At 64.5% G+C, this 21,899-nt stretch carries 17 protein-coding genes and 1 tRNA gene; 9 read left to right on the top strand and 9 right to left on the bottom strand.

The window, feature by feature from the left end:
• Positions 1-159: 159 nt before the first annotated feature.
• Complete coding sequence (locus tag BRAS3843_RS37870; protein ID WP_008974589.1) at positions 160-2,475, bottom strand: Tex family protein; 2,316 nt, start codon at positions 2,473-2,475, stop codon at positions 160-162.
• Between the two features lie 194 nt (positions 2,476-2,669).
• On the opposite strand from BRAS3843_RS37870, the gene BRAS3843_RS37865 reads away from it, so the two are divergent.
• Both BRAS3843_RS37865 and BRAS3843_RS37860 read left to right on the top strand, forming a co-directional pair.
• Positions 2,670-4,730, top strand: coding sequence for an ATP-dependent helicase (locus BRAS3843_RS37865; protein WP_008974588.1), 2,061 nt, complete (start codon positions 2,670-2,672; stop codon positions 4,728-4,730).
• Positions 4,731-4,946: 216 nt separating this feature from the next.
• Positions 4,947-5,981 (top strand): LLM class flavin-dependent oxidoreductase, encoded by a 1,035-nt coding sequence (locus BRAS3843_RS37860; protein ID WP_008974587.1) that lies wholly within the window; start codon positions 4,947-4,949, stop codon positions 5,979-5,981.
• A 127-nt stretch (positions 5,982-6,108) separates the two neighbouring features.
• Here the strand turns inward: BRAS3843_RS37860 and BRAS3843_RS37855 are convergent, their stop codons facing one another.
• The gene (locus BRAS3843_RS37855) at positions 6,109-8,238 is read right to left on the bottom strand and encodes a tetratricopeptide repeat protein (protein WP_008974586.1); all 2,130 of its coding nucleotides are present in this window, start codon (positions 8,236-8,238) and stop codon (positions 6,109-6,111) included.
• Between the two features lie 186 nt (positions 8,239-8,424).
• Between BRAS3843_RS37855 and BRAS3843_RS37850 the strand changes: the two genes are divergently transcribed.
• Positions 8,425-9,030 carry a TetR/AcrR family transcriptional regulator gene (locus tag BRAS3843_RS37850; RefSeq protein WP_008974585.1) on the top strand — a complete coding sequence of 202 codons (606 nt, stop codon included), beginning with the start codon at positions 8,425-8,427 and terminating at the stop codon, positions 9,028-9,030.
• 5 nt (positions 9,031-9,035) lie between these two features.
• On the opposite strand, the gene BRAS3843_RS37845 is transcribed toward BRAS3843_RS37850, so the two are convergent.
• Together BRAS3843_RS37845 and BRAS3843_RS37840 are read right to left on the bottom strand one after the other, a co-directional pair.
• Positions 9,036-9,983 carry a fatty acid desaturase gene (locus BRAS3843_RS37845; protein ID WP_008974584.1) on the bottom strand — a complete coding sequence of 316 codons (948 nt, stop codon included), beginning with the start codon at positions 9,981-9,983 and terminating at the stop codon, positions 9,036-9,038.
• Between the two features lie 19 nt (positions 9,984-10,002).
• Positions 10,003-11,034 carry an alpha/beta fold hydrolase gene (locus tag BRAS3843_RS37840; RefSeq protein ID WP_008974583.1) on the bottom strand — a complete coding sequence of 344 codons (1,032 nt, stop codon included), beginning with the start codon at positions 11,032-11,034 and terminating at the stop codon, positions 10,003-10,005.
• 358 nt (positions 11,035-11,392) lie between these two features.
• On the opposite strand from BRAS3843_RS37840, the gene BRAS3843_RS37830 reads away from it, so the two are divergent.
• Complete coding sequence (locus tag BRAS3843_RS37830; protein ID WP_008974582.1) at positions 11,393-13,108, top strand: ricin-type beta-trefoil lectin domain protein; 1,716 nt, start codon at positions 11,393-11,395, stop codon at positions 13,106-13,108.
• Positions 13,109-13,272: 164 nt separating this feature from the next.
• On the opposite strand, the gene BRAS3843_RS37825 is transcribed toward BRAS3843_RS37830, so the two are convergent.
• Together BRAS3843_RS37825 and BRAS3843_RS37820 are read right to left on the bottom strand one after the other, a co-directional pair.
• A tRNA-Arg gene (locus tag BRAS3843_RS37825) sits at positions 13,273-13,349 on the bottom strand.
• A 100-nt stretch (positions 13,350-13,449) separates the two neighbouring features.
• Positions 13,450-14,487 (bottom strand): hypothetical protein, encoded by a 1,038-nt coding sequence (locus BRAS3843_RS37820; protein ID WP_008974580.1) that lies wholly within the window; start codon positions 14,485-14,487, stop codon positions 13,450-13,452.
• 330 nt (positions 14,488-14,817) lie between these two features.
• Here BRAS3843_RS37820 and BRAS3843_RS37815 point away from each other — a divergent pair, with 330 nt between their 5' ends.
• From BRAS3843_RS37815 to BRAS3843_RS37805, 3 genes are read left to right on the top strand one after another with little or no spacing between them, the layout of a single operon-like run.
• On the top strand, positions 14,818-15,741 hold the full coding sequence (locus BRAS3843_RS37815; protein ID WP_008974579.1) for a fused MFS/spermidine synthase: 924 nt from the start codon (positions 14,818-14,820) through the stop codon (positions 15,739-15,741).
• Complete coding sequence (locus BRAS3843_RS37810; protein ID WP_008974578.1) at positions 15,738-16,355, top strand: fused MFS/spermidine synthase; 618 nt, start codon at positions 15,738-15,740, stop codon at positions 16,353-16,355. The genes BRAS3843_RS37815 and BRAS3843_RS37810 overlap by 4 nt, the downstream gene beginning before the upstream one ends.
• 21 nt (positions 16,356-16,376) lie before the next feature.
• Positions 16,377-17,312, top strand: coding sequence for a M28 family peptidase (locus tag BRAS3843_RS37805; protein WP_008974577.1), 936 nt, complete (start codon positions 16,377-16,379; stop codon positions 17,310-17,312).
• Here BRAS3843_RS37805 and BRAS3843_RS37800 read toward each other — a convergent pair.
• Together BRAS3843_RS37800 and BRAS3843_RS37795 are read right to left on the bottom strand one after the other, a co-directional pair.
• A complete protein-coding gene (locus BRAS3843_RS37800) occupies positions 17,300-17,758 on the bottom strand; it encodes a hypothetical protein (protein WP_008974576.1) in 459 nt (152 codons plus the stop codon). The two genes, BRAS3843_RS37805 and BRAS3843_RS37800, sit on opposite strands and share 13 nt — an antisense overlap.
• 51 nt (positions 17,759-17,809) lie before the next feature.
• The gene (locus BRAS3843_RS37795) at positions 17,810-19,942 is read right to left on the bottom strand and encodes an NAD(P)/FAD-dependent oxidoreductase (RefSeq protein ID WP_008974575.1); all 2,133 of its coding nucleotides are present in this window, start codon (positions 19,940-19,942) and stop codon (positions 17,810-17,812) included.
• Positions 19,943-20,282: 340 nt separating this feature from the next.
• Between BRAS3843_RS37795 and BRAS3843_RS37790 the strand changes: the two genes are divergently transcribed.
• Positions 20,283-20,990: a hypothetical protein gene (locus BRAS3843_RS37790; protein ID WP_035984141.1), complete on the top strand. Its 708-nt coding sequence runs from the start codon at positions 20,283-20,285 to the stop codon at positions 20,988-20,990.
• Positions 20,991-21,029: 39 nt separating this feature from the next.
• Here the strand turns inward: BRAS3843_RS37790 and BRAS3843_RS37785 are convergent, their stop codons facing one another.
• A complete protein-coding gene (locus BRAS3843_RS37785; RefSeq protein WP_008974573.1) occupies positions 21,030-21,269 on the bottom strand; it encodes a hypothetical protein in 240 nt (79 codons plus the stop codon).
• Between the two features lie 227 nt (positions 21,270-21,496).
• On the opposite strand from BRAS3843_RS37785, the gene BRAS3843_RS37780 reads away from it, so the two are divergent.
• Positions 21,497-21,899, top strand: a 403-nt coding sequence (locus BRAS3843_RS37780) for a YidB family protein (RefSeq protein WP_035984139.1), incomplete at its 3' end; no start/stop codon positions are given.

Here is a 21,899-nt window from a genome sequence, read left to right as displayed (position 1 = left end):
CGATTGAACGAGCTTCCGATTGAAGATGTGTCGCCGGACAGCCAATCCGGTTCACGGATTTCAGACCGCAGAGGTCAGCTTGTCCCCATCGCAGCAAAATGGCGCTGCCGGATCATCCGACAGCGCCATTGGCCATACCCGCAAATGCGATGTCTCGTCTTATGCGCCCTTGCGCCGCTCCGCCGCCTTGGCCATCGCGGCCGCAAAGGCGCCGCCGCCGGATGGCTTCTCCTCGCGCGTGGTCATGCGCGCCGCCGTCGGCGGCCGCGCGCTGGTGCGCTTCTCGCCCTTGGCCGGCAGCGGATCGGACAGCCGGAGCGTCAGCGAGATCCGGTTCCGCGGCACGTCGACGTCCAGCACCTTCACCTTCACGACCTGGCCGGGCTTCACCACCTCCCGCGGATCATTGATGCGCTTTTCGGACATTGCCGAGATGTGGATCAGACCGTCCTGATGCACGCCGATGTCGGCGAAGGCTCCGAACGCCGCGACGTTGGTGACGGTCGCTTCCAGGATCATGCCGGGCTTCAAATCGCTGATCTTCTCGACGCCCTCCTGGAAGGTCGCCGTCTTGAATTCCGGACGCGGGTCGCGACCCGGCTTGTCGAGCTCACGAATGATGTCGGTGACGGTCGGAACACCGAACCGCTCGTCGGCGAACTTTGCCGGATTGAGCGCCTTCAGCGCTTTGCTCTCGCCAATCAGCGCCTTGATGTCGCTCTTGGTCGCCTCCAGGATCTTCTTCACGATCGGATAGGATTCCGGATGCACGCCCGAGGCGTCGAGCGGATTGTCGCCGTCGCGGATGCGCAGGAAGCCCGCGCATTGCTCGAACGCCTTCGGCCCCAGCCGCGGCACTTCCTTCAGCTTGTCGCGGCTTGGGAACGGTCCATTGGCATCACGATGGGCGACGATGTTCTGCGCGAGGCTTTCGCCGATGCCGGAGACGCGCGCCAGCAGCGGCGCGGAAGCGGTATTGAGATCGACGCCGACCGCGTTCACGCAGTCTTCCACCGTGGCATCGAGCGCGCGCGCCAGCTCATACTGGTTGAGGTCGTGCTGATACTGGCCGACACCGATCGAGGCCGGCGGCACCTTGACCAGCTCGCCCAGCGGATCCTGCAGGCGCCGGGCGATCGAGACCGCGCCGCGGATCGAGACGTCGAGATTGGGAAATTCCTTGGCCGCGAATTCGGAGGCCGAGTAGACCGACGCGCCGGCCTCAGAGACGATCGCCTTGGTCAGCTTGAGGTCCGGCTTCAGCTTGATGAGATCGGCGACCAGCTTCTCGGTCTCGCGCGAGGCGGTGCCGTTGCCGATGGCGACCAGCTCGATGCGGTGCTTCACGCATAGCTGCGCCAGCGTGAGCATGCTCTCGTTCCACTGCCGCTGCGGCTCATGCGGATAGATCGTGGTGTGGTCGACGAACTTGCCGGTGCGGTCGATGACGGCGACCTTGACGCCGGTGCGGAAGCCGGGATCGAGCCCGAGCGTGGCGCGGCCGCCGGCTGGCGCCGCCAGCAGGAGGTCGCGCAGATTGGCCGCGAACACGCGGACGGCTTCCTTCTCGGCCTCCTGCCACAGCCGCATCCTTATATCGAGCGCCAGCGACGTCTTGATCCGGGTACGCCAAGCCCAGCGGACGGAGTCGGACAGGAACTGATCGGCCGGCCGGCCCTGCCGCGAGACCCCGAACGTAACCGCGATGCGGTTCTCATACAGCGAGGGATCGGTCGAGTCCTCCGGCTCGCCATCGCCGAAATCGAGCTGCAGCACCTCTTCCTTCTCGCCGCGCAGCATCGCCAGAATGCGATGCGACGGCAGCTTGGCATACGGCTCGGAGAATTCGAAATAGTCGGCGAATTTGGCGCCCGCGGTCTTCTTGCCGTGGCGCACTGCCGATTTCACCTGGCCGCGCCCCCACATCTCCTCGCGCAGCGAACCGACGAGGTCGGCGTGTTCGGCGAAGCGCTCGACCAGGATGGCGCGTGCGCCTTCCAACGCCGCCTTGACGTCCTTGACCGGATTCTCGCCATCCTTGGTGATGAAGGCCTTGGCCTCGACCTGCGGATCCTTCATTGGATCTGATATCAACATATCGGCGAGCGGCTCGAGCCCGGCCTCCTTGGCGATCTGCGCCTTGGTGCGCCGCTTCTCCTTGAACGGCAGGTAGATGTCTTCGAGGCGGGCCTTGGTGTCGGCTGTTGCGAGCGCCAGCTCGATCTCCGGCGTCATTTTGCCCTGCGCCTTGATGCTTTCGATGATCGCAGTCCGCCGCGCGTCCATCTCGCGCAGGTAGCGCAGCCGTTCTTCGAGCGTGCGTAGCTGGGTGTCGTCCAGCATGCCGGTCGCTTCCTTGCGGTAGCGGGCGATGAACGGAACGGTCGCGCCTCCATCAAGGAGATCGATCGCGGCCTGGACCTGGGCGTCGCGGACGGCGAGCTCGGCGGCAATGATAGACGCAAAATTCGGCACGGTGTTCTTCCGAGATTCGTGACGGGCCTGATTGGATAGGAGTCGCCGCGCGCCAGCGCAAGCATCTCGCGCGCGCTCTGTGGGCAACCGTGACAAAAAAGCGCGATTGCGAATCAGGCAAAATACTGCAGTCGCCGCGCATCTCGTTGCGCACGCGAAAGAAATCGCGGATTCTGCCGGTTGGGGAGCGATTCGTGCTGGCGCAAGCGACGACATATCTCGACGATCTCAATCCGGAGCAGCGACGCGCCGTCGAGCATGGCGGCGTCGGTGCTTTGCCGGGCCGTCCGCTCCTGATCATCGCCGGCGCCGGCTCCGGCAAGACCAACACGCTGGCGCATCGTGTCGCGCATCTGCTCGTCAACGGCGCCGATCCGCGACGCATCCTGCTGATGACGTTCTCGCGCCGCGCCGCAGCCGAGATGAGCCGACGGGTCGAGCGCATCGCACGCAAGGTGCTGGGCGCCAATGCCGAAGCCATCACAGCGGGCCTGACCTGGGCCGGCACCTTCCATGGTCTCGGGGCGCGGCTGTTGCGCGAATACACCGAACGCGTCGGGCTCGATCCTGCCTTCACGATTCATGATCGCGAGGATTCCGCCGACCTGATGAACCTCGTTCGCCATGAGCGCGGGTTGTCGAACACGCAGCGCCGCTTCCCGACCAAGGGAACCTGCCTTGCGATCTACTCCCGCTGCGTCAACGCCGACATGGCGCTCGAACACGCCTTGGCGCGACATTTCCCCTGGTGTGCCGAATGGGCCAATGAGCTGAAGGGGCTGTTTGCCGCCTATGTCGAGACCAAGCAGGCGCAGAACGTGCTCGACTACGACGATCTGCTGCTCTACTGGGCGCAGATGATGGCGGATGCGGCCATTGCCGAAGAGATCGGCGGCCGCTTCGATCATGTGCTGGTCGACGAATATCAAGACACCAATCATCTGCAGTCGCGGATCCTGCTGGCGCTGAAGCCTGACGGCGCGGGGCTCACGGTGGTCGGCGACGACGCCCAGTCGATCTACGCGTTTCGCGCCGCCACTGTGCGCAACATCCTGGATTTTCCCGATCAGTTCAGCCCGCGGGCGGAGATCGTCACGCTGGACCGCAACTATCGTTCGACGCAACCGATCCTCTCCGCCGCCAACGGCGTCATCGGCCTTGCGCGCGAACGCTTCACCAAGAACCTGTGGACCGATCGTGCCGCCTCGCGCAAGCCGCTTCTCGTCACCGTCAGCGACGAGGCCAACCAGGCGCGCTATGTGGTCGAGCAGGTGCTGGCCAGGCGCGAGGAAGGCGTGGCGTTGAAACAGCAAGCGGTGCTGTTTCGGACTTCCTCACACAGCGGACCGCTGGAAGTGGAGCTGGTCAGGCGCAACATTCCATTCGTCAAATTCGGCGGGCTGAAGTTCCTCGATGCCGCCCATGTCAAGGACGTGCTGGCGTTCCTGCGCTTCGTCGAAAATCCACGCGATCGGATCGCCGGCTTTCGCGTGCTTCACCTCATTCCGGGCGTAGGACCGGCCTCGGCGCAGCGCCTGCTCGACGCGGTCGCCGACGCGCCGGAGCCGGTTGCGGCGCTTTGCCGGCAGCCGACGCCGGCGCGCGCCGGCGACGACTGGGCCGCGTTTGCGCGGACGATGGAGCAGTTGCTCGTGTCGGAATGGCCTTCCGACATCGAGCGGGTCAGGCGGTGGTATCAACCCCATCTCGAACGCGTGCACGATGATGCGGAAGTACGCACCGCTGACCTGCTGCAGCTCGAACAGATCGCGAGCGGCTATGCCTCACGCGAGCGCTTTCTGACCGAGCTGACGCTCGATCCGCCGGATGCGACATCGGACCAGTCCGGCGTGCCGCTTCTTGATGAGGATTATCTGATCCTCTCCACCATCCACTCCGCCAAGGGCATGGAGTGGAATTCCGTGCATGTGCTGAACGTGGTCGACGGCTGCATGCCGTCCGATCTCGGCGCCGGCACCAGCGCGGAATTGGAGGAAGAGCGCCGGCTGCTTTATGTCGCGATGACCCGCGCCAAGGACGACCTCCATCTCCTGGTGCCGCAGCGCTTCTTCGTGCACGGCCAGCCGGTGCGCGGCGATCGTCACGTCTACGCCTCGCGCACGCGCTTCATCCCCGAGGCGCTCGTACCGCTGTTCGAGCGCACCAGCTGGCCGCGCGCACAGGCCGCGTCTCCCATCGCAAGCCAGGGCCCGCGCATCGACATCGGCGCTCGCATGCGCGAGCGCTGGCGGTAAAGACAACGCGCTCGCTGCGCGATAACGATAAGTGCCGATTGGGCCATTCCGTCAAGCCCGGCCATCGCGATGTAGAAGCGGCGGCGCCAGACCGAAACGATGCGTTTCGCGGCGTGCCCTTTCCACGACGCCACCGAACGCCTACATCGCGCTGCAGCGGTGGGATCGGCCGTCTTGCGATGAGCGCGGGGCCGTCCCAAAAGTAGAAAGCGTCCGATGACCACACAGCTTGAATTTGGATTGGATACGTTCGGCGACGTCACGCGCAAGGAGGACGGCGCCCAGCTGCCGCATGCGCAGGTGATCCGCGACGTCGTTGACGAAGCCGTGCTCGCCGACGAGCTCGGCATCGACTTCATCGGGCTGGGGGAGCATCACCGTGGCGATTTCGCGATCTCCTCACCGGAAGTGGCGCTGGCCGCGATTGCTGCGCGGACGCAGCACATCCGTCTCGGTTCTGCCGTGACTGTGTTGAGCTCGGACGATCCGATCCGGGTGTTCCAGCGCTTTGCGACGCTCGATGCGGTCTCCAATGGCCGCGCCGAGGTGATCCTGGGGCGTGGCTCGTTCACCGAATCCTTCCCGCTGTTCGGCTTCGATCTGAAGGACTACGACGAGCTGTTCGAGGAGAAGCTCGATCTGTTCGTGACGCTGCTCGCGCAGGAGCCCGTGACGTGGGAGGGCAAGCTGCGGCCGCCGCTGCGCAATCAGCTGGTTTATCCTCCGGTCGAGCACGGCCGGCTCAAGGCCTGGATCGGCGTGGGCGGCAGCCCTGAATCGGTGGTGCGCGCCGCCCATTATGAGCTGCCACTGATGCTGGCGATCATCGGCGGCAATCCCCAGCGCTTTGCGCCTTATGTCGAGCTCTATCAACGCGCGCTACAGCAATTCGGTCGTGAGGCCAAGCCGATCGGCGTGCACTCGCCGGGTTACGTCGCCGAGACCGACGCGCAGGCGCGCGAGGAGCTGTGGCCGGACTACAAGATCATGCGCGACCGGATCGGCAAGGAGCGGGGCTGGCCGCCAATGGGCCGCGACGAGTTCGTGCAGGAGGCCGATCACGGCTCGCTCTATGTCGGCTCGCCCGAGACCGTCGCGCGCAAGATCGCCACGACCGTAAAGGCGCTCGGGCTATCGCGCTTCCAGCTGAAATATTCCGCGGGGCCGCTGCCGCATGCCAAGCTGATGCGCAGCATCGAGCTCTATGGCCACAAGGTGGTGCCGCGGGTCAAAGAGCTGCTCGTGGGTTAGTCTTACTGCGTCACAAGCACGAGACATGGCTTACTTCGGCGTCATTCCGGGGCGATGCGACAGCATCGAGCCCGGAATCTCGAGATTCCGGGTTCAGCCCTAACGGGCTGCCCCGGAATGACGATACTTATGACGCAGTGGGATTAGCTCCCCGCGTCGCCTGTGGACAGAGCAGCTCGCGCTGGCCGGCCGCGACGCGCGCAAGTTCGGCAGCGGCGCGCGCCAGCACGCCGTCCCAGGCCCGCGGCTTCTCCTGGCGGAACAGCCGCATGGTCGGATACCAGGGGCTGTCCTCGCGATCGCGCAGCCAGCGCCAGTCGAGCGCATAAGGCAGCAGCATCCACACCGGCCCCCCCAATGCGCTGGTAAGATGCGCCGTCGACGTATCGACCGAGATCACGAGATCGAGGGCCGCGACGGCGGCGGCGGTATCGGCGAAATCGCCGAGCGCCGGCGCCAGATCGATGACTGCGCTGCCGAGCTGCGCCAAGACCTGCGCATCCGCGGGTCGCGGCTCCTTCTGCAGGCTGAACAGCTGAGCGCCCGGCGTGACGAGGCGCGGCAGCACCGCCTCGGCGGCCAGCGAACGCTGGCCGTCGCCCTTGTGCCGGGGATTGCCGGCCCAGACCACGCCGACCTTCAGCCGCGGCGTCTTGGCAAGCTCCGCGCGCCAGCGCGCGACTTTCACCGGATCGGCCTGCAGATAGGGAATATCGGCCGGAATGGTTTCGAGCGTGGTGGCGAAGATGCGCGGCAGATCCATCAGCGCAAGCTGCAGATCGAAATGCGGCAGCGGCTCGCCACGGGCAACGACGGCGACGCCCGGCATCGGCCGCAACAGCGATGCGATCGCAGGCTGCACCTGCAGCACGATCGAGCCGCCTTTGCCCGCGACCATCGGCAGATAGCGAACGAACTGCAATGCATCGCCGATGCCATAGTCGGCGAACAGGAGAAGCGTGCGGCCCTCGAGCGGCTCGCCCTGCCACTCCGGCTCGGCGAAGCTCGGCATGCCGTCGGACAGGCTCCTGCACCTGCGGCCCCATTGATGCTCGACGAAGCCGTTCTTGAAGTCGCCAGACATCAGAAGGAAATGCGCGTGGTTGTAGCGGGTCAGCGCATTGTCCGGCGCAAGCGCAACCGCCTGATGCGACGCGGCGAGCGCCTCGTCGAGATCCCCGGTGTTGCGCAGCGCGACCGCCAGATTGGCGTGACCGCGGGCATAGGCCGCATCGGCGGCAATGGCACGCCGGTGTGCGGCGACGGCCGCCTCGGCATCACCCTGGTTCTCATAGATGATGCCGAGATTGGTATGCGCCGGCGCGTGATCGGGCTTGAGCGCCAAAGCGCGCTCGCAGGCGACCGCGGCCTCTTCGAGCCGCCCGAGACGGCAAAGACAGGCGCCCAGATTGCTCAGCACGACAGCGTCGGTGGGATCGAGGATCGAGGCCTGGCGGTAGGTTTCGGCGGCCTCCTCCGGCCGGTCGGCCTCATGGAGGGCATGGCCCAGCAGCGCCACCGCAGCAATATCACCCGGCGCAAGCGCAATCGCGCGGCGGAAATGGACGATCGCATCCTCGAACTGGTCCTGCTTGAACAGCACCGCGCCGAGTGCGCTGTGGATCGCGGCATCGTTCGGATCGAGTCCCAATCCGTTCAGATAGGCCGAGACAGCCTCGTCGAACTTGTCCTGCTCGGCCAGCACGCTCCCAAGCGCGACCCAGGCGCCGGGATAGGCCGGATCGCCAAAGAGAACCGCACGATAGGCCTGCTCGGCTTCGGAATATTTGTGCTGGCGCGTCAGCGCGACCGCGAGGTTGAACCGCGTGCGCGTCAGATTCGGCGCAAGCGACAGCGCATGGCGATAGGCGGCCTCGGCCTCCCTGAACCGTGACAGCTCGAGCAATGCGCTACCGAGCTTGGCATGGCGTGTGGCATCATGCGGCCGCAGCGCGGCGGCGCGCGCGAACGCCTTGATCGCACCTCCATGCTCGCCCTTCACGGCGAGCGCATCACCCAGCGTATCCAAGGCCGGGACGTGGTTCGGATCGAGATCGAACACACGCCCGAGCAGCGCAGTGCCCTCCGTCATGCGTCCGGAGGCAAAGGCAATCACGGCGGAGAGATGCAGCGCCGGCAGATAGTCCGGCTGCGAGGTCAGGATGTCATTGCACAGCACCTCGGCCGGCTGCGGACGGCCTGCATTGTAATGCTCCGCCGCCTTCACCAGCATTCGATCGACCGCCACCGCACCCATGCTCTCGCTCGTTCTTGCGTCCTTCGTCGGAAGCTTTAACGGTCGGTCGCAGTGTTTCAGGCACGCGGAAATGGTGAAGCAGGAAGCGTGGCAGCAGCGTTTCTGTTAAGGCTTTGTTGAGAGATGATGCTTGCGCGCATGCGGGCCACGGGCCTCACGCAAGACAATGGGACTGGACGTTCGCCGATGCCGAAGAGCACGCCCGCCGAGAAAACCGAAGTGTCCAGCCGGCGCGGCCGGCCGCGCTCGACGGAGGCCACTGCCGCCATCCTGGAGAGCGCCTATGCGCTGATGGCGGATGCGGGCCTTGCCGCCGCAAGCATCGACGCGATCGCGCGGCGCTCCGAGGTCTCGAAGATGACGATCTACAAATGGTGGCCGTCGCGAGAGGCGCTATTGGTCGATGCCTTCCTGCACCGCGCGGCGCAGACGCTGCCGCTGACCGGCCCAGGCGATGCGGCAACGCGGCTTCGGCGGCATGCCGCCGCCTATGCGGAGGCGCTGCGTGGGGAATTCGGCCGCGTCCAGCTCGCCGTCGTGTCCGAATGCATCGCCAACACCGGATCGGCCGAGTTGTTCTTTGCCCGCTATCTGCAGCACCGCCGCAGCGCCATCGTCGACATCATCGCGGAAGGGCAGACAGGCGGCAGCATCACCGCCGAAGGCCAGCCAGCGGATCTTTATGACGCGCTCTATGGCACCCTGTTCTACCGCTATGTGTTTGGCATCGCCCCGCTTTCGCCCGCGGCCGCCCGACGGCTGGTCGACACGCTGCTCAGGCCGAGGCCGTGAGCGCGCTAGGCCCGACCGAAACGCGCGCGAAACCACGCCCGGGTTTCGCGGGTCACCGCGACATAGCCGGCGCCGCGATGGACGATGTCGCCGTCCACGATCCGGTTCAGCCGCGACAGCGCATGAAACGGCACCGACGGATAGGCGTGGTGCTCGACGTGGTAGGGCATGTTCCAGGCGAACCAGTGCATGAACGCGGTCGTGTAGGTGGTGCGCGTGTTCTGGAAGGCGCTGCGCGTCGAATCGCAGCCTGTATGCTCGGCATAGAGATAGGGCCGCAGGATCAACTGGCCGAGCAACAGGGGCAGCACCCAGATCCATAGCAGCAGCGCCGTGTGGAGGGCGGCGGATGCGATCAGCAACAGCGCATAGCCCGCGACATAGCAGCGCGCCTCGCGCACGACCGCTGCGCGCTTGTTCTCAGGCACCCAGGGCACGGTCACCTTTCCGGTCAGCGCGTGACCCAGCATCAGGACCACGCGGCCGGCAAGCTGCCGCAAGCCCGAATAGGCGATCGCAAGCTGGGTCTCGTTGCGCGGCTTCGGCCCAACGATCAGCTCCGGGTCCTTATCAGGGTCCTGGGTGTGGCGGTGATGCTCCCAGTGGAACAGGCAGTAATAGTCGTAAGGCAGCGCAATGACGAAGCCTGAGGCATAGCCGACCAGGATATTGAGCACTCGGCTCTTGAACGCGGTCTTGTGAGCCGTCTCGTGGACCGCCATGAACAGGAAGGCGACAAGAAAGCCCTGGATCAGGATCAGCGGCAGCGCCCAGACAACGCCGGCGCGCGAGGAGACCAACCAGATGAGGGCCCCGGTCACGGCGATCGCGGCATAATGGCTGAGCGTGCGCAGCGCGCCCTGCCGATCGGACCGCGTTGAAAGGTCGCGGAGCATCGCCGCGGTCAGCGGCTTTTGCCGGGCTGGCGTATCGATAGCATGCACCAAACTCATGAGAAGCTTCGCGCTCCTGTCAGCTCTGCAAAAGGCTTGAGACCGCCGCGTTGATGAAGGCACGATCCGCCGGAATCCGAATCGGATTGCCGGCACGATGGCCGTGGATCGAAGGGATGGGGCGCAGTTCGGCAGAGCGGGCATTGACCAGCCTGCCGAGCTCGGCCTCGTTGTCGCGCCAATCGAAATAGCGGTCGGTCTGTCCTGGCATCAGCACGATGCGGGCACGGACAGCTGCAAGCGCCCGATCGAGATCACCCGCGAACGCGGCGCAGCGGCTGACGTCGCCGTTCTGCCAGGTCGCGATCTGCGCTAGCAGATTATCGGCATCGCGATGCGCGAAGGCCATATCCCAGCTGACCGCCAGATAATCTTCCAGCGAGCCGAAGCCGGATTCACGCCATGTCTCGTCGCGGTAGAACTCGTAGGACATCGCCCAGCCCGCATAGACGCGCCCCATCGCGCGCAGCCCTGCTTCGGGCTTGCGCGTGAAGCGGCCATCTTCGAACGCGGGATCGGCGGTGAGCGCCGCCTTCACCGCTTCGAGAAAGACGGCATTGTAAGGCGAGCAGCGCGCACTGCCGCAGACGACGGCGGCGCGCTCCACCATATCCGGATGGCAGGTCGCCCAGTGATAGGCCTGCATGCCGCCCATCGACCAGCCGTACACCAATGCGATTTTGGCGATGCCGAATTGCTCGACCAGCAACCGGCGCTGCACCGCGACCGCATCGTGGTAGCTGATCAGCGGGAATGGTGCCTCGCCAAGCTGCCCTCGCGAATTGGAGGGTGACGACGACAATCCATTGCCGAACAGGTTGGGGATGACGATGAAATAGCGCTCTGGATCGAGGGCGCCGCCACGCTCGATCAGCCATTCGATGTCGGAATGTTGCGCGCCGAAGGACGTCGGATAGACAATGACGTTGTCCTTGGCAGCGTTGAGCGCGCCATAGGTCTTGTAGGCCAGGCGCAACGACGGGAACACGCGGCCGGACTGCAGGGTCACGTCGCCGGCTTCGAAGATCTGATAGTCGCCGCTGTTAGCCATGCTTCAAATCCGCGTTCCGCCCGGCTGGGTCGCGTCCAGCCCCCAATAACTGGACGTATCGTACATTATATCGAGAGGCTGTCACGCCCAAATTCAATTCAACGCTGACCAGGCGATGGGCGCTCGACGCGCGGCTGCGGCGCACCAGGACGGCCTGAATATCAGACTTGGAGGGCGGACCGGTCGCGCCGGAGGAACCAGCAGATCGGATCGGTGACATTTAAGAACACAACCTTTAATTGCATCTGCATATTTTGACCACCTCGCAACCAAAACGTCTTCCAAGCTTCATCGCGCTGATAAATCGCGCGAGCTATGTCGCGAGCTCTCTTCACCACGCCTTGAGGGGGCTTGAACAATGAAGTTGCACCATCTCGCCTGCGCGATCGCCTTTGGCGGTGCGATGCTAATATCCAGCCAGTCCTATGCCGGCAGCGGCTCATTCAGTACGTTGAGCTACAACATCGCGGGCACGCCGACCGCCTATAACGGTTGGGACAACACGCATACCCAGATCATCAGTTGCTACGTCAAGCCGTTCGATATCGTCAACGTGCAGGAGGACTTCCTCTGGCACGCGGCGCTGTACGATACCTGCGACAACCACCCTTATCGGACGCCGACCTCAGGCACGGCCGGGATCGGTGACGGGCTCAATACGATGAGCAGCTTCTGGTTCGATGATCTCGATCGCGTCACCTGGACCAACCGCGCCGATTCCGATGCGCTGACGCCGAAGGGATTTTCGCTGATCCGCGTCCGCCTCGCCGAGGGCACCTATCTCGACGTCTACAATCTGCACGCACAGTCCGGCACCTCCTCGACCGATCTCACCGACAGCGTTTCGGATGTGAATCAGATCGTCAGCTATATCGAGGCCAACTCTGCCGGCAATGCGGTCCTGGTCTACGGAGACACCAATACGCGCTACACCCGTGTCGGCCAGAACATCTGGGAGTTCCTGCACCGCGGCTTCAGCGATGCCTGGATCCAGACCATCCGCGGCGGCAGCGTGCCTGCTGTCGGCAGCGGCGATCTGGTGTGCGGCCCGACGCAGACAGCGCGGCCGGATTGCGAGATCGTCGACAAGGTGCTCTGGCGCGGCAACGGCTATCTGAGCCTGCAGGCGAAGGCCTATGTCGATCATCAGGACGCCGTCGACAGCTCCGGCACGCAGCTGTCCGACCATCATCCGATCGAGGTCGACTGGACCTATGCGACGGCAGCCAGTTTCGCGCTGAGCGACCAGTTCGGCGGCCCGCATGGCACGAGCTACAATGACAGTTCGGCACTGCCGTCCACGCCCGTGGTCAAGCAACTGACGATCCAGACCGGCAACCGGGTCGATCATGTCGAGATCGCTCTCTCGAACGGCTATGTATTCTCGCATGGTGGCACCGGCGGCACCACACAAACGCTGACGCTCGGCAACGGCGAAGTGCTGAGCTCGGTCAATCTCTGCATCGACCAGTATCAGGGCCACACCCGCGTGTTCTCCATCAATTTCGCCACCAGTGCCGGACGCCATCTGTCGGGCGGCGCCACGACCGCAAGCTGCACCACCTACACCGCACCCGCCGGCTGGCAGATCGCAGGTTTCCACGGGCGGTCCGGCGACGAGGTGGACAAGCTCGGCGTGGTCTACGCACCGGTGAACACCGGCACCGTGCCGGCGCGCCAGCCTCAGCGCCTCATCAACCGCAGCTCATCGCTGTGCATGGACGTCAATGGCGGCACCATGGCCGACGGCACCGCTGTCATCCAATGGTCGTGCAATGGCGGTGTCAACCAGACCTGGAGCTATGACGACCAGACCGGCATGATCCGCAGCATGGCCGATCCGCATTATTGTCTCGACAACAACGGCACCTATGGCGACGGCGCCCAGCTCATCATCTGGACCTGCACCGGCAACAACAACCAGCGCTTCAAGTATGACGCGTCCGCCGGCACCATCGCGGTGCGCAGCTATCCGACCGAGGTGATCGGAATGAACGGCACCTCGCTCGGCAATCAGCTCCTGACCGCGACCGCCTCCGGCGCAGCCGCCCAGACCTGGACGCTCGCGCAGTGATGTGAGCCCGCGACGGCGCCGCAATCGATATTGGTTGCGGCGTCGGCCTGTCCGCCATCACCGGCACAATTGCCTATGCGGCGAAGCACGCTGCCGGTCTCGGACGACGAGGCTGGATTCCGTTCGACGGTGCATAAGCTGCGCGCCCTCGTTGAAACGAAAGCTGGCGATCCCGGCATGACTCGAACATGCGACCTACGGTTTAGGAAACCGCCGCTCTATCCAGCTGAGCTACGGGACCGGATCCGGCACGACGTGCAGGAGCAGCGCCGGCTTCATAGCAGACGAAGGCCCGGATCGGAAGCCTCCGCGTCTGCCCTCACCGGGCCTTCCCCGCCGCTTCAATGGCCACCATGATCCGCCGGACAGCCCGGGAGATCGAACAGCGCCTGCAGGCCGCAGGCCGAGGTCAACATCTTGTCGGCATCATGGCCGACGCCCTCGACATCCCACAGCAGGTGATTCGGCGTGCCGTGGTCGCGCCCCGCCATCGCCGCGGCATAAGCGTGGCCGCGCGCATAGCGGAATGGCCCCTGCGCTTCCGCCATGCAGCTCTTGTCGAGCGCCGGATGGTTGGGATTGGTATCGCGGGTTCCGAGCAGGTAGATCACCCGCCGCGCCACGTAATGCTGCTCGAGTTCGGCCGGTGTCGCAGCGGCGAGGTATTCGGGGCGCGCCTGCATGCCATATTTCCAATTGTCAAAGCCGGGACAGGACGCGGCGATCGCTGGCTCCGGCCGTTCGGCCGAGAAATAGGCGTAAGAGGAGGGATTGGCGACCACGTAACGGACGGCGATATGGCTGGCCTGCAGCGCCGCTTCGCCGCGCCCCGCGATCGCGTAGCGCTGGACCACCTGGCCCCCGCCGGAATGGCCGGCCACCACGACATCGGTCAGCTTCGGAAACAGGTTGCGATCGGCGAGGCGCGCCAGAATGGCATCGAGGGCTTCGAATGAACTCGCCGGCGTCGGCGCAGTGGCGGCGTCGCCGCCTTCCCAGCCCTCCAAGGTCCAGCGCAAGGTGTCCGGCGGCAGCTGACGCGCCTCGATGTCGATCTGGCTGAGGAATTGCGGGACGATCATGATGGTCGCCTGCCCGGCCGCGCCGGCGGCCGCCTGGGCCGTTTTGGCCGACGCATAATAAACGTCGGCATTGCGCAGCCGGCCATGCAGGACCACGACCGCGCGCGTGATGTCGGGCAGCGGGTGCGACCAGTCCGCCGAGACATAAAGCGGCAAAATGCCACGATCGCCCACCGGCAATCGGGACTCCGCGACCGCCTTCACCGGCCTCCGGTTCGGCGCCACCTCATCTTCAGCAAAAGCCCGTCCGCTCAGAAGGAGACAAAACAGCAGCAGAGCCCCACGCAGCATGGTCATTCCAGCGATCTCCCCGGCGGCCTCGCCAGATGCGGGGAGCGGCCCGCGCGAGTCAACCCGTGCCGGGACAACGTTCCGGGAACTGACCAGGGCACAGCCGGTTGTCGGGCCGCGGGGGCCGATCACAGCCCCGTTTGGGACCAGCGGTTTCACTATCCGAGCCGGGGCCGATGGTCTAAGAGAGCGGCGCCGGCGCGGAACCGGGCTATCGCCCCGAGATCCCGCCGGACGTGCCTGCGCCCGGTGGCCGATGGATCAGCTCCATACACCCCGGTCCTGCCTGCCACGACACGCCGCCTGATCATCCAGCCGAGGGAAACAGACACGTCGATGCGCATCCGATCGGTCATTTTCGGCATCCTCGCCTGCTGCCTCACCGCCGCAGCCAGCCAGGCGCAGGACACCCGCAATCTCCTGGAGTCGAAAGAGTCGCTCTACAACAACATCTATGTGTACGAGCAGCCGCCCTATCGCAGCATGACCTTCGGCCACAACCGCCGCATCTACACCGAAAGTGTCTACAACACCCGCGACGAGAAGGATCTGCCGGTCGACTACACGCGCTTCATGACCGCGACCTTGATGTACGCCAAGGACGTGCATTCGATCCTGGAAATCGGCTTCGGCGGCGGCCGCACCGCCTGGTATCTGCACCGCTTCCTGCCCGACGTTCCCGTGACCTCGGTCGAGCTCGACCCGACCGTGCTGGAGCTGGCCAAAAAATATTTCGGCATCAAGGAGGAGCCCAATTTCCACGTCGCCAACCGCGACGGCCGGCTGTTCCTGCAGGAAGCCAAGGATCGCTACGACATCATCCTGATCGACGCCTATCGCGGCCCGTTCGTCCCGTTCCATCTGTTGACCAAGGAATTCTATCAGCTGGTCAAGGATCACCTCGCCGACGGCGGCGTGGTCGCACAGAATGTCGAGCCTTCGACCATGCTGTTCGATTCGGCGGTGAAGACGATCAATGCAGTGTTTCCCCAGCTCGACTTCTACCGCGCCGAGGGCAACATCGTGACGGTCGCCTATCTCGGCGACGAGCGAAAGCCGGAGGACCTGGCGGCGCTCGCGCAGGAGCGCGACAAGGCCTATGGCCTGCGCTACCGGCTGGCCGACATGCTGGCGGAACGCCGCCGCATCGACGTCAACGGCGGCGATGTGATCGATGCCAATGCCAAGATCTTGAGCGACGACTTCGCGCCGGTGGAGAATTTGAAGAGCATCGAGCGTCACAACAGGAAACTGCCGTGACCGCTGCTCTCTCCCGCGCGGGCCTGCTTGCGATCTATATTTGCTCCTTCATCGTCGGCAGCGTGCTGATGGGCTTCGAGATGCTCGGCAGCCGCTATCTGTTTCCCTATTTCGGCGGCGGCATCGGCACCTGGGCAAGCCTGATCTCGACCGTGCTCTGCGCGCTCGCCATCGGCTATTTCGCCGGCAGCGCCATCGTCGACCGCCATCCGTCGCCGCGGACCATCGGCACCATGATCCTGATTGCCGCGGCCTATCTCGCGCTGGTGCCGGCGACGGCCGATCCGGTGATGGCCAATATCCTCGACCACATCGGCGATGGCCCCAGCGCGACGCTTTTGGCATCGACCGCCCTGCTGCTGATCCCATTGACTCTGCTTGGCACCTTCTCGCCGATCGCGGTCAGCCTGTTGACCCGATCGGCCGCCGAGGCAGGCCGTGTCGCGGGCCTTGTCTATGGCGTCTCGACGATCGGCAATGTCGTGGGCACGCTGTTCACGACGTTCACGCTGATCCCTTTGATCGGTTCGCGCGCGATCACCTATCTCTTCGCGCTGGCACTTGCGGTCTGTGCCGGCATCCTCTTCATCCCATTCGGGAAGCGAGCGTCGTAGCTTGGTCGAGCGAGGTCACGGATGACGGGTTTGTATCGTCCTATCGCGGTCGCAGCGCTCTTGCTCTGCGTGGCACAACCAACCGTGGCGGCGGAACCGGCGACCGAGCTGTGGGACGGACAGCGCGCGCTCGGCTCGATCGCCGACCTCCTGCGCTTCACGCCGCGCTCTATGGGAGCCCCCGGCCATCAACAGACGATCGACTATATCAAGTCGGCGATGGCCAAGAGCGCGACCGACGCGGTGCTGACGCAGAGCTTCACCGAGCCCGGCGACGACGGCAAGCCGATCCATCTGACCAACATCATCGCCCGCTTCCAGGTGCAGAACCCGCGGCGCATCATCGTCGCCACGCATTACGACAGCATCGTCAAGGCCTATCGCGACCCCAAGACGCCGGATGCGCCGATGCCCGGCGCTAACAACTCGGCCTCCGCCGTTGCGCTGCTGCTGGAGACCGCGCGCGTGCTGTCGCTCTCGCCCAAGCCCGACATCGGCATCGACATGATCTTCTTCGACGGCGAGGAAGGACCAAAATCGCTCGGTGCGGGGGATCCGACCTGGCACCCGCTCGGCTCGCCCCATTTCGTCACACATCTTAAGGACTATTACCCGAACCGCAGGCCGGAGAAGATTGTCGATTTCGACATGGTCTGCGACAGGGATCTTGCGCTCAAGCCCGACCCGTCGTCGCTTGCCTCGGCGGGACCGGAGGTGCAGAAATTCTGGGCCATCGGCAAGGCGATCGCACCGTCGGCCTTTCCGACGACGCCCACTGCTTATCCGATCAGTGACGATCACACCGCGTTTCAGGAGGCCGGCATTCCCGGTTTTCTGGTGATCGATTTCGACTACGAGCCCTATTTCAACACCACGCAAGATACGATCGAGCAATGTTCGGCGGCCAGCCTGCAGACGGTCGGCCGCACCTTGCTCAAATATCTCTACACGCCCTGATCTTCGGCATCATCCGTGCGCGAGCGTGCCGCGCGGATCGCCTCCGCGAGCCCGTGCGGATCATTGGTGCCGATCCGGCGCACGTCGTTCGGAGCGAGCCTCAGCTCAACGGCATCGAGGCCGGACACGCTGTAGAGCCGGAAGCCCGAGCCAAATCGAAGGCCCAAGCCGTGCCACCAGCCATTGCGAACCACGGCGATCTCCTTGATCGCGATGAGCGGCACCTTGTGACGCCAAAGTCCCGGACCGAAATGCCAGCGCAGCTCGCGCCTGCCCACCTCGACCGTCAGCGACGAGAACAGCACTGCGACAACCGATTCGACGATCAGCAACGTCATGGCCGATGAATGGTGGTCTGCATTCCATAGCAGCAGGGCGCCGAATGTGCCGGACACAAGACAGGTCGCGACACTGAACGTCCCCGGCTGCGTGTGACGATACGGCACGGCCACTTCCCCCAAAGCAGGCCGCGACAGTATAGCGCATCTGCGCCTCGCCTAAGCCGGTGCCGGCACCCGTATCGTTACTGGCTGCATCGCTTCGGCAGGCTTGCGTGCCAGCAGCCCCGGCACCAACGCTTCGGCAGCTTCCGCGCCCGAGATCACGACCGCCTCGACGCCCGCGCCAGCATTGCCGCCGCCGGCAATGACGAGATTGCGCAACGGCGATTTCGCCCCCCTCAACTGCCCCCGCCCGGACACGCCATAGATCGCGCCCGAACTGGCCCAGTCATAGCGCGCATAGGTGACGGGGCTGGCATCGGTGCGATAGACGATGTGCTGGGAGAGGCCGGGGATGACGGTCTCGACGGCCGCGATCATGCTGTCGCCGATCGCCTGCTTGCGCGCTTCGTAGTCTGGTGAGCGGCGCCATTGCTTCCAATCATCGCCGCCGCTCTGGTCCGGGAACCATGCCTTGGCGTCGTGGTGTGGCACGAGACTGATCAAGGTCATCGTGGCGTGCCCTTGCGGCGCCGCCGAGGGATCGAGCTTGGACATCACGGCAATTCCGACGCCCATCGGCGCATCGAGGTGGGTGGCCGGCGCGATATCCGGAACGATGTCGAGGCCAAGATGCACGCTGAAGGCGGAGTTCGCAGGCTCAGCTGCAGCAACGCGCGCCTGGAAATCGCGCGGCAAGGCGTCCGGCGCGATGAGGTCGAGGAAGGTGTGGCGGAGATCGGCATTCGAGACCACGGCCTGCGCACGGATCGTGCTGCCATCGCCCAGCACGACACCTGAGGCGCGCCCCTGCTCCACAAGAATGCGGCGCACCGGCGATTTCAGCCGGACCTCGCCGCCGCGCGCTTCGATGGCTTCGACCAGCACGTCGGCAAAGTGGCCGGAGCCACCAAGCGGATAGTAGCCGCCCTTGAAATAATAACCGAAGATCGGGACCATCTGCGCGCAGGTCAACCGCTCGGTGCCGTCACCGAGGTAGCCCGACAGCGCATTGAGATAGCGCACCGCCTGCGGGTCAGACACATGCGCCGACACCAATTCGTCGAACGGGCGATCCATCCAGCGGAAGGCCTGCGGATGCTTCTTGGGAAAGGCCAGCATCGCCTCGAGCGATTCCGGCATGCCCGGAATGCCGCTGCGGCCCTCGCCGGTCGAATACATGTCTTCGAAGATGGTGTGGATGATGTCGAACAGCCTGGTCAAGCCGGTTGCGCTGTCGGGAAACGCCTCGCAGAGCAGCCGCACATAGCCGCGCCAGTCCTCCGGCACATCGATCCGCTTGCCCGCCAGATGATAGCTGTGGGTGACACGCTTCCACTGCAGGCGATCGGCGACGCCAAGCCTTTGCAGCAGGCTATCGACGGGGCCGCCGTTCCACACGCCGGAAAAATCGTGCGGCCCGGCGTCGAAGCGATAGAGCACAGGCTTGTTGTCGTGATGGGCCTTGCGCAGATAGGTGTGGCAAAAGCCGCCTGCCACGACGTGGTGGTCGAAGACCTTGACCCTGAGGCCGACATCGGCGAGCAGCGCCGCCGCGGTCAGCCCGCCAATGCCGGCTCCGACCACGGCGACATCGCAATCATGCTCCGGGGTGTTGGCAAAGGCCGGCGCGAGCCAGCGAAACTCTTCGTGTGAAGCACGCAAACGCTGCAGGATGACGCGAATGGCAAGCTGCGGCCCGAAGATCGAGATCAACGCGCCGACGATGACAATCGATGTCGTGATCCACGACGCGACGCCGGCCCAGCGACACACCGCCAGCGCGGCAAACAACACCCCCCACAATCCACTCATGGCGGCATTGACGAGATGGAACTGCGGCGTCGATGCATTTTCCGGATGGGCCAAGCGCGAATAATCGGCGGTCCACGGCCTGCCCACGATGAGCGAAACGAAGCTGATTGCGGCGAGACCCGCGAAGGAGAACCACAGCGCGTTCGCAGCCATCCACTCCGGCGCCACATCGGCACCGATTGTCAGGAGCAAGAACAAAGCGAGGCTACCGAGTTCCAGGACGACAAGCTCCTGGCGCATGGCCCGCCAGATGTTGAAAGCAAGCGAGAGCGTCAGGCCGGCCCAAGCCGCCCAATCTAGATGATGCGCGGCGAGCAATGCCCAGAATGCTGCAAATGGAAGCAGCGCAAGCTTGACGGTGAGGAATATCTTCATCTTCCGCCTCCGATCATCGCCGGCTCGATATCTTTCCACTGTCAAGATAAACTTATAGCCAAACCTGTGACTCGTCAATTCAATCTTTACATCGTCAAAATTAACGCAATTCTACCTCAGGGAGACGAAGGGATCGTGGCATGATGCGCGACATGGCTTTTGCGCCACATCAAAGGTCATAAATCGGGTTTTCGCGCGAGATGAACAATCTGAATGTGTCGTCTTCATCACAACGCCAGAATGAGCAACAAAGAAAGCCATAAAAAGCGCAGCATTGCGGTGACACATCGCCGCAAATTGGCGACAATTCGTCGTCATTTCACAGGATAGCCGCTAAGGATTGTCGTTCGTGTTCGCATCCCGCTTACCAGTTCTGCTTGTTGTCGCTGCGTCCGGATTGGCGACTTTGCAATCTGAACGTGCATACGCGCAATGGTGGAGCCGGGCGCCGGCCGACTTCGAAGAATGCGCCGATCTCGCTGAAAAATCCGCCACCAAGGAAGAGAAGACGGCAGCGCTTGCACAGTGCAACGCCAAATTTGCGGGTCGCCGCAAGCTGGGAGGCGGCTACACGTATTATGATTTCATGCAGGACCGCGCCTTCGATATTGCCGGTCCCAATCCGACGCCGGAAGAGCAGAAATATATCGACCAGCAATATTCGCTCTATCTGGAAAACCACCGACACGACAATGTCGCCACGGCTGTGATGGCGCGGTCGCGGCCGCAGGATTTGCAGCAGGCGTCGCTGCGCGATCTCCCGGCGCGGGCGGCAATCGAACCGGAGCCTGTTGCGATCGAGCCGATGCGGGCCGGGGTCGACCCCAAGCGGGTGCCGCTTCCGATGCAGAGGCCGAGCAAACCGGCAGCAACCGCCGACGCGCGCATGGGCGGCAAGGCGGCGCCCTGTGTCAAGGAACCCGGCAAGGACTCCCTGTCCTGCAGCTTCCAGCTGCTGTCGGACAAGCTGAGTGACCTGAAGAAGTTTCTCACAGGACAAAGTTCCCCGCCCGCTCAGGGATCCAAGGCCAAACGGGCTGAGAAGTAGGGCTGAACCGAACCTGCGCTGCGCGTGCGGGCGCCAATCTTACTCGGCAGCGCGATCGGGCTTGTGATGGCGATGAGCGCGCAGGTGGTGACGGTGCGGAACGGGCGCGACCGTCACATCGGGCGATCCGGCGTGCTGCGCCGCCCTTTGCTCCTGCAGCCGCGCATCATAGCCCGGAGATGGCACCACTGTCGGGGGCGCCGCATCGGCAGACGTCATCATGCTGCAGGCCGCGATCGCGGCCACAGCGGAGCCGGCTAAAGCCCTGACAATGCGCATCCTAATCTCCTCCCGCGCGCCACGTCGTCGTCAGGCGCCATCTGTATGACGTGAGCGCCGAGCCGGGCGTTTTCAAGGACAGCCGCGTTTTCGGGACCGAGGGCCGTTGCGACGCAAGGGATCCCCGGCCGAGGCTCGCACAGGGTTCAACAATGCTCGGCGGGGTGACTTGTAACCGTCATCACCGATCACTACGCTTATTGTCGGGGCACGTAGGGAGGCATGATATGGGCTTGCTCGACATCCTCAATGGCATGCAGAACGGGCCAAACGGGCCGTCGCATCCGAGCACGCAAAGGAACGGCGGCATGTCGCCGCTGACAATGGCGATCCTTGGGCTGCTCGCCTGGAAAGCGGTGAGGCATTTTTCGCCAGGAGCGCAGCCGAACGCCGCGCCAGCTCCGACGCCGCCGCAGACCCCCGCCCCGGCGCCGAGCGGCACCCCGTCCGGGGGAGGCCTCGGCAATATTTTGGCCGGCGGCCTCGGCGGCCTGCTCGCAGGCGGTGCGGCCGGCAGCGTTCTCTCTGGCGGGCTCGGCGACCTCATGAAACAGCTCCAGCAGAGCGGACAGGGCGAGGCCGCCAACAGCTGGGTCGGCAAGGGTCAGAACCAGGCGATCTCGCCGAACG

This window comes from Bradyrhizobium sp. STM 3843, from assembly GCF_000239815.1.
Taxonomy (GTDB): domain Bacteria; phylum Pseudomonadota; class Alphaproteobacteria; order Rhizobiales; family Xanthobacteraceae; genus Bradyrhizobium.
The sequence above is the reverse complement of the archived record's forward strand: the minus strand, read 5'-3'. Positions and strand labels throughout refer to the sequence as shown.

Excerpts from the sequence above, each read along its gene's own strand:
- BRAS3843_RS37820 (WP_008974580.1), bottom strand. The coding sequence starts at position 14,487 with ATGACCATGCTGCGTGGGGCTCTGCTGCTGTTTTGTCTCCTTCTGAGC.
- BRAS3843_RS37845 (WP_008974584.1), bottom strand. The coding sequence starts at position 9,983 with ATGAGTTTGGTGCATGCTATCGATACGCCAGCCCGGCAAAAGCCGCTG.
- BRAS3843_RS37785 (WP_008974573.1), bottom strand. The coding sequence starts at position 21,269 with ATGCGCATTGTCAGGGCTTTAGCCGGCTCCGCTGTGGCCGCGATCGCG.
- BRAS3843_RS37840 (WP_008974583.1), bottom strand. The coding sequence starts at position 11,034 with ATGGCTAACAGCGGCGACTATCAGATCTTCGAAGCCGGCGACGTGACC.
- BRAS3843_RS37855 (WP_008974586.1), bottom strand. The coding sequence starts at position 8,238 with ATGGGTGCGGTGGCGGTCGATCGAATGCTGGTGAAGGCGGCGGAGCAT.
- BRAS3843_RS37815 (WP_008974579.1), top strand. The coding sequence starts at position 14,818 with ATGCGCATCCGATCGGTCATTTTCGGCATCCTCGCCTGCTGCCTCACC.
- BRAS3843_RS37850 (WP_008974585.1), top strand. The coding sequence starts at position 8,425 with ATGCCGAAGAGCACGCCCGCCGAGAAAACCGAAGTGTCCAGCCGGCGC.
- BRAS3843_RS37805 (WP_008974577.1), top strand. The coding sequence starts at position 16,377 with ATGACGGGTTTGTATCGTCCTATCGCGGTCGCAGCGCTCTTGCTCTGC.
- BRAS3843_RS37830 (WP_008974582.1), top strand. The coding sequence starts at position 11,393 with ATGAAGTTGCACCATCTCGCCTGCGCGATCGCCTTTGGCGGTGCGATG.
- BRAS3843_RS37795 (WP_008974575.1), bottom strand. The coding sequence starts at position 19,942 with ATGAAGATATTCCTCACCGTCAAGCTTGCGCTGCTTCCATTTGCAGCA.
- BRAS3843_RS37860 (WP_008974587.1), top strand. The coding sequence starts at position 4,947 with ATGACCACACAGCTTGAATTTGGATTGGATACGTTCGGCGACGTCACG.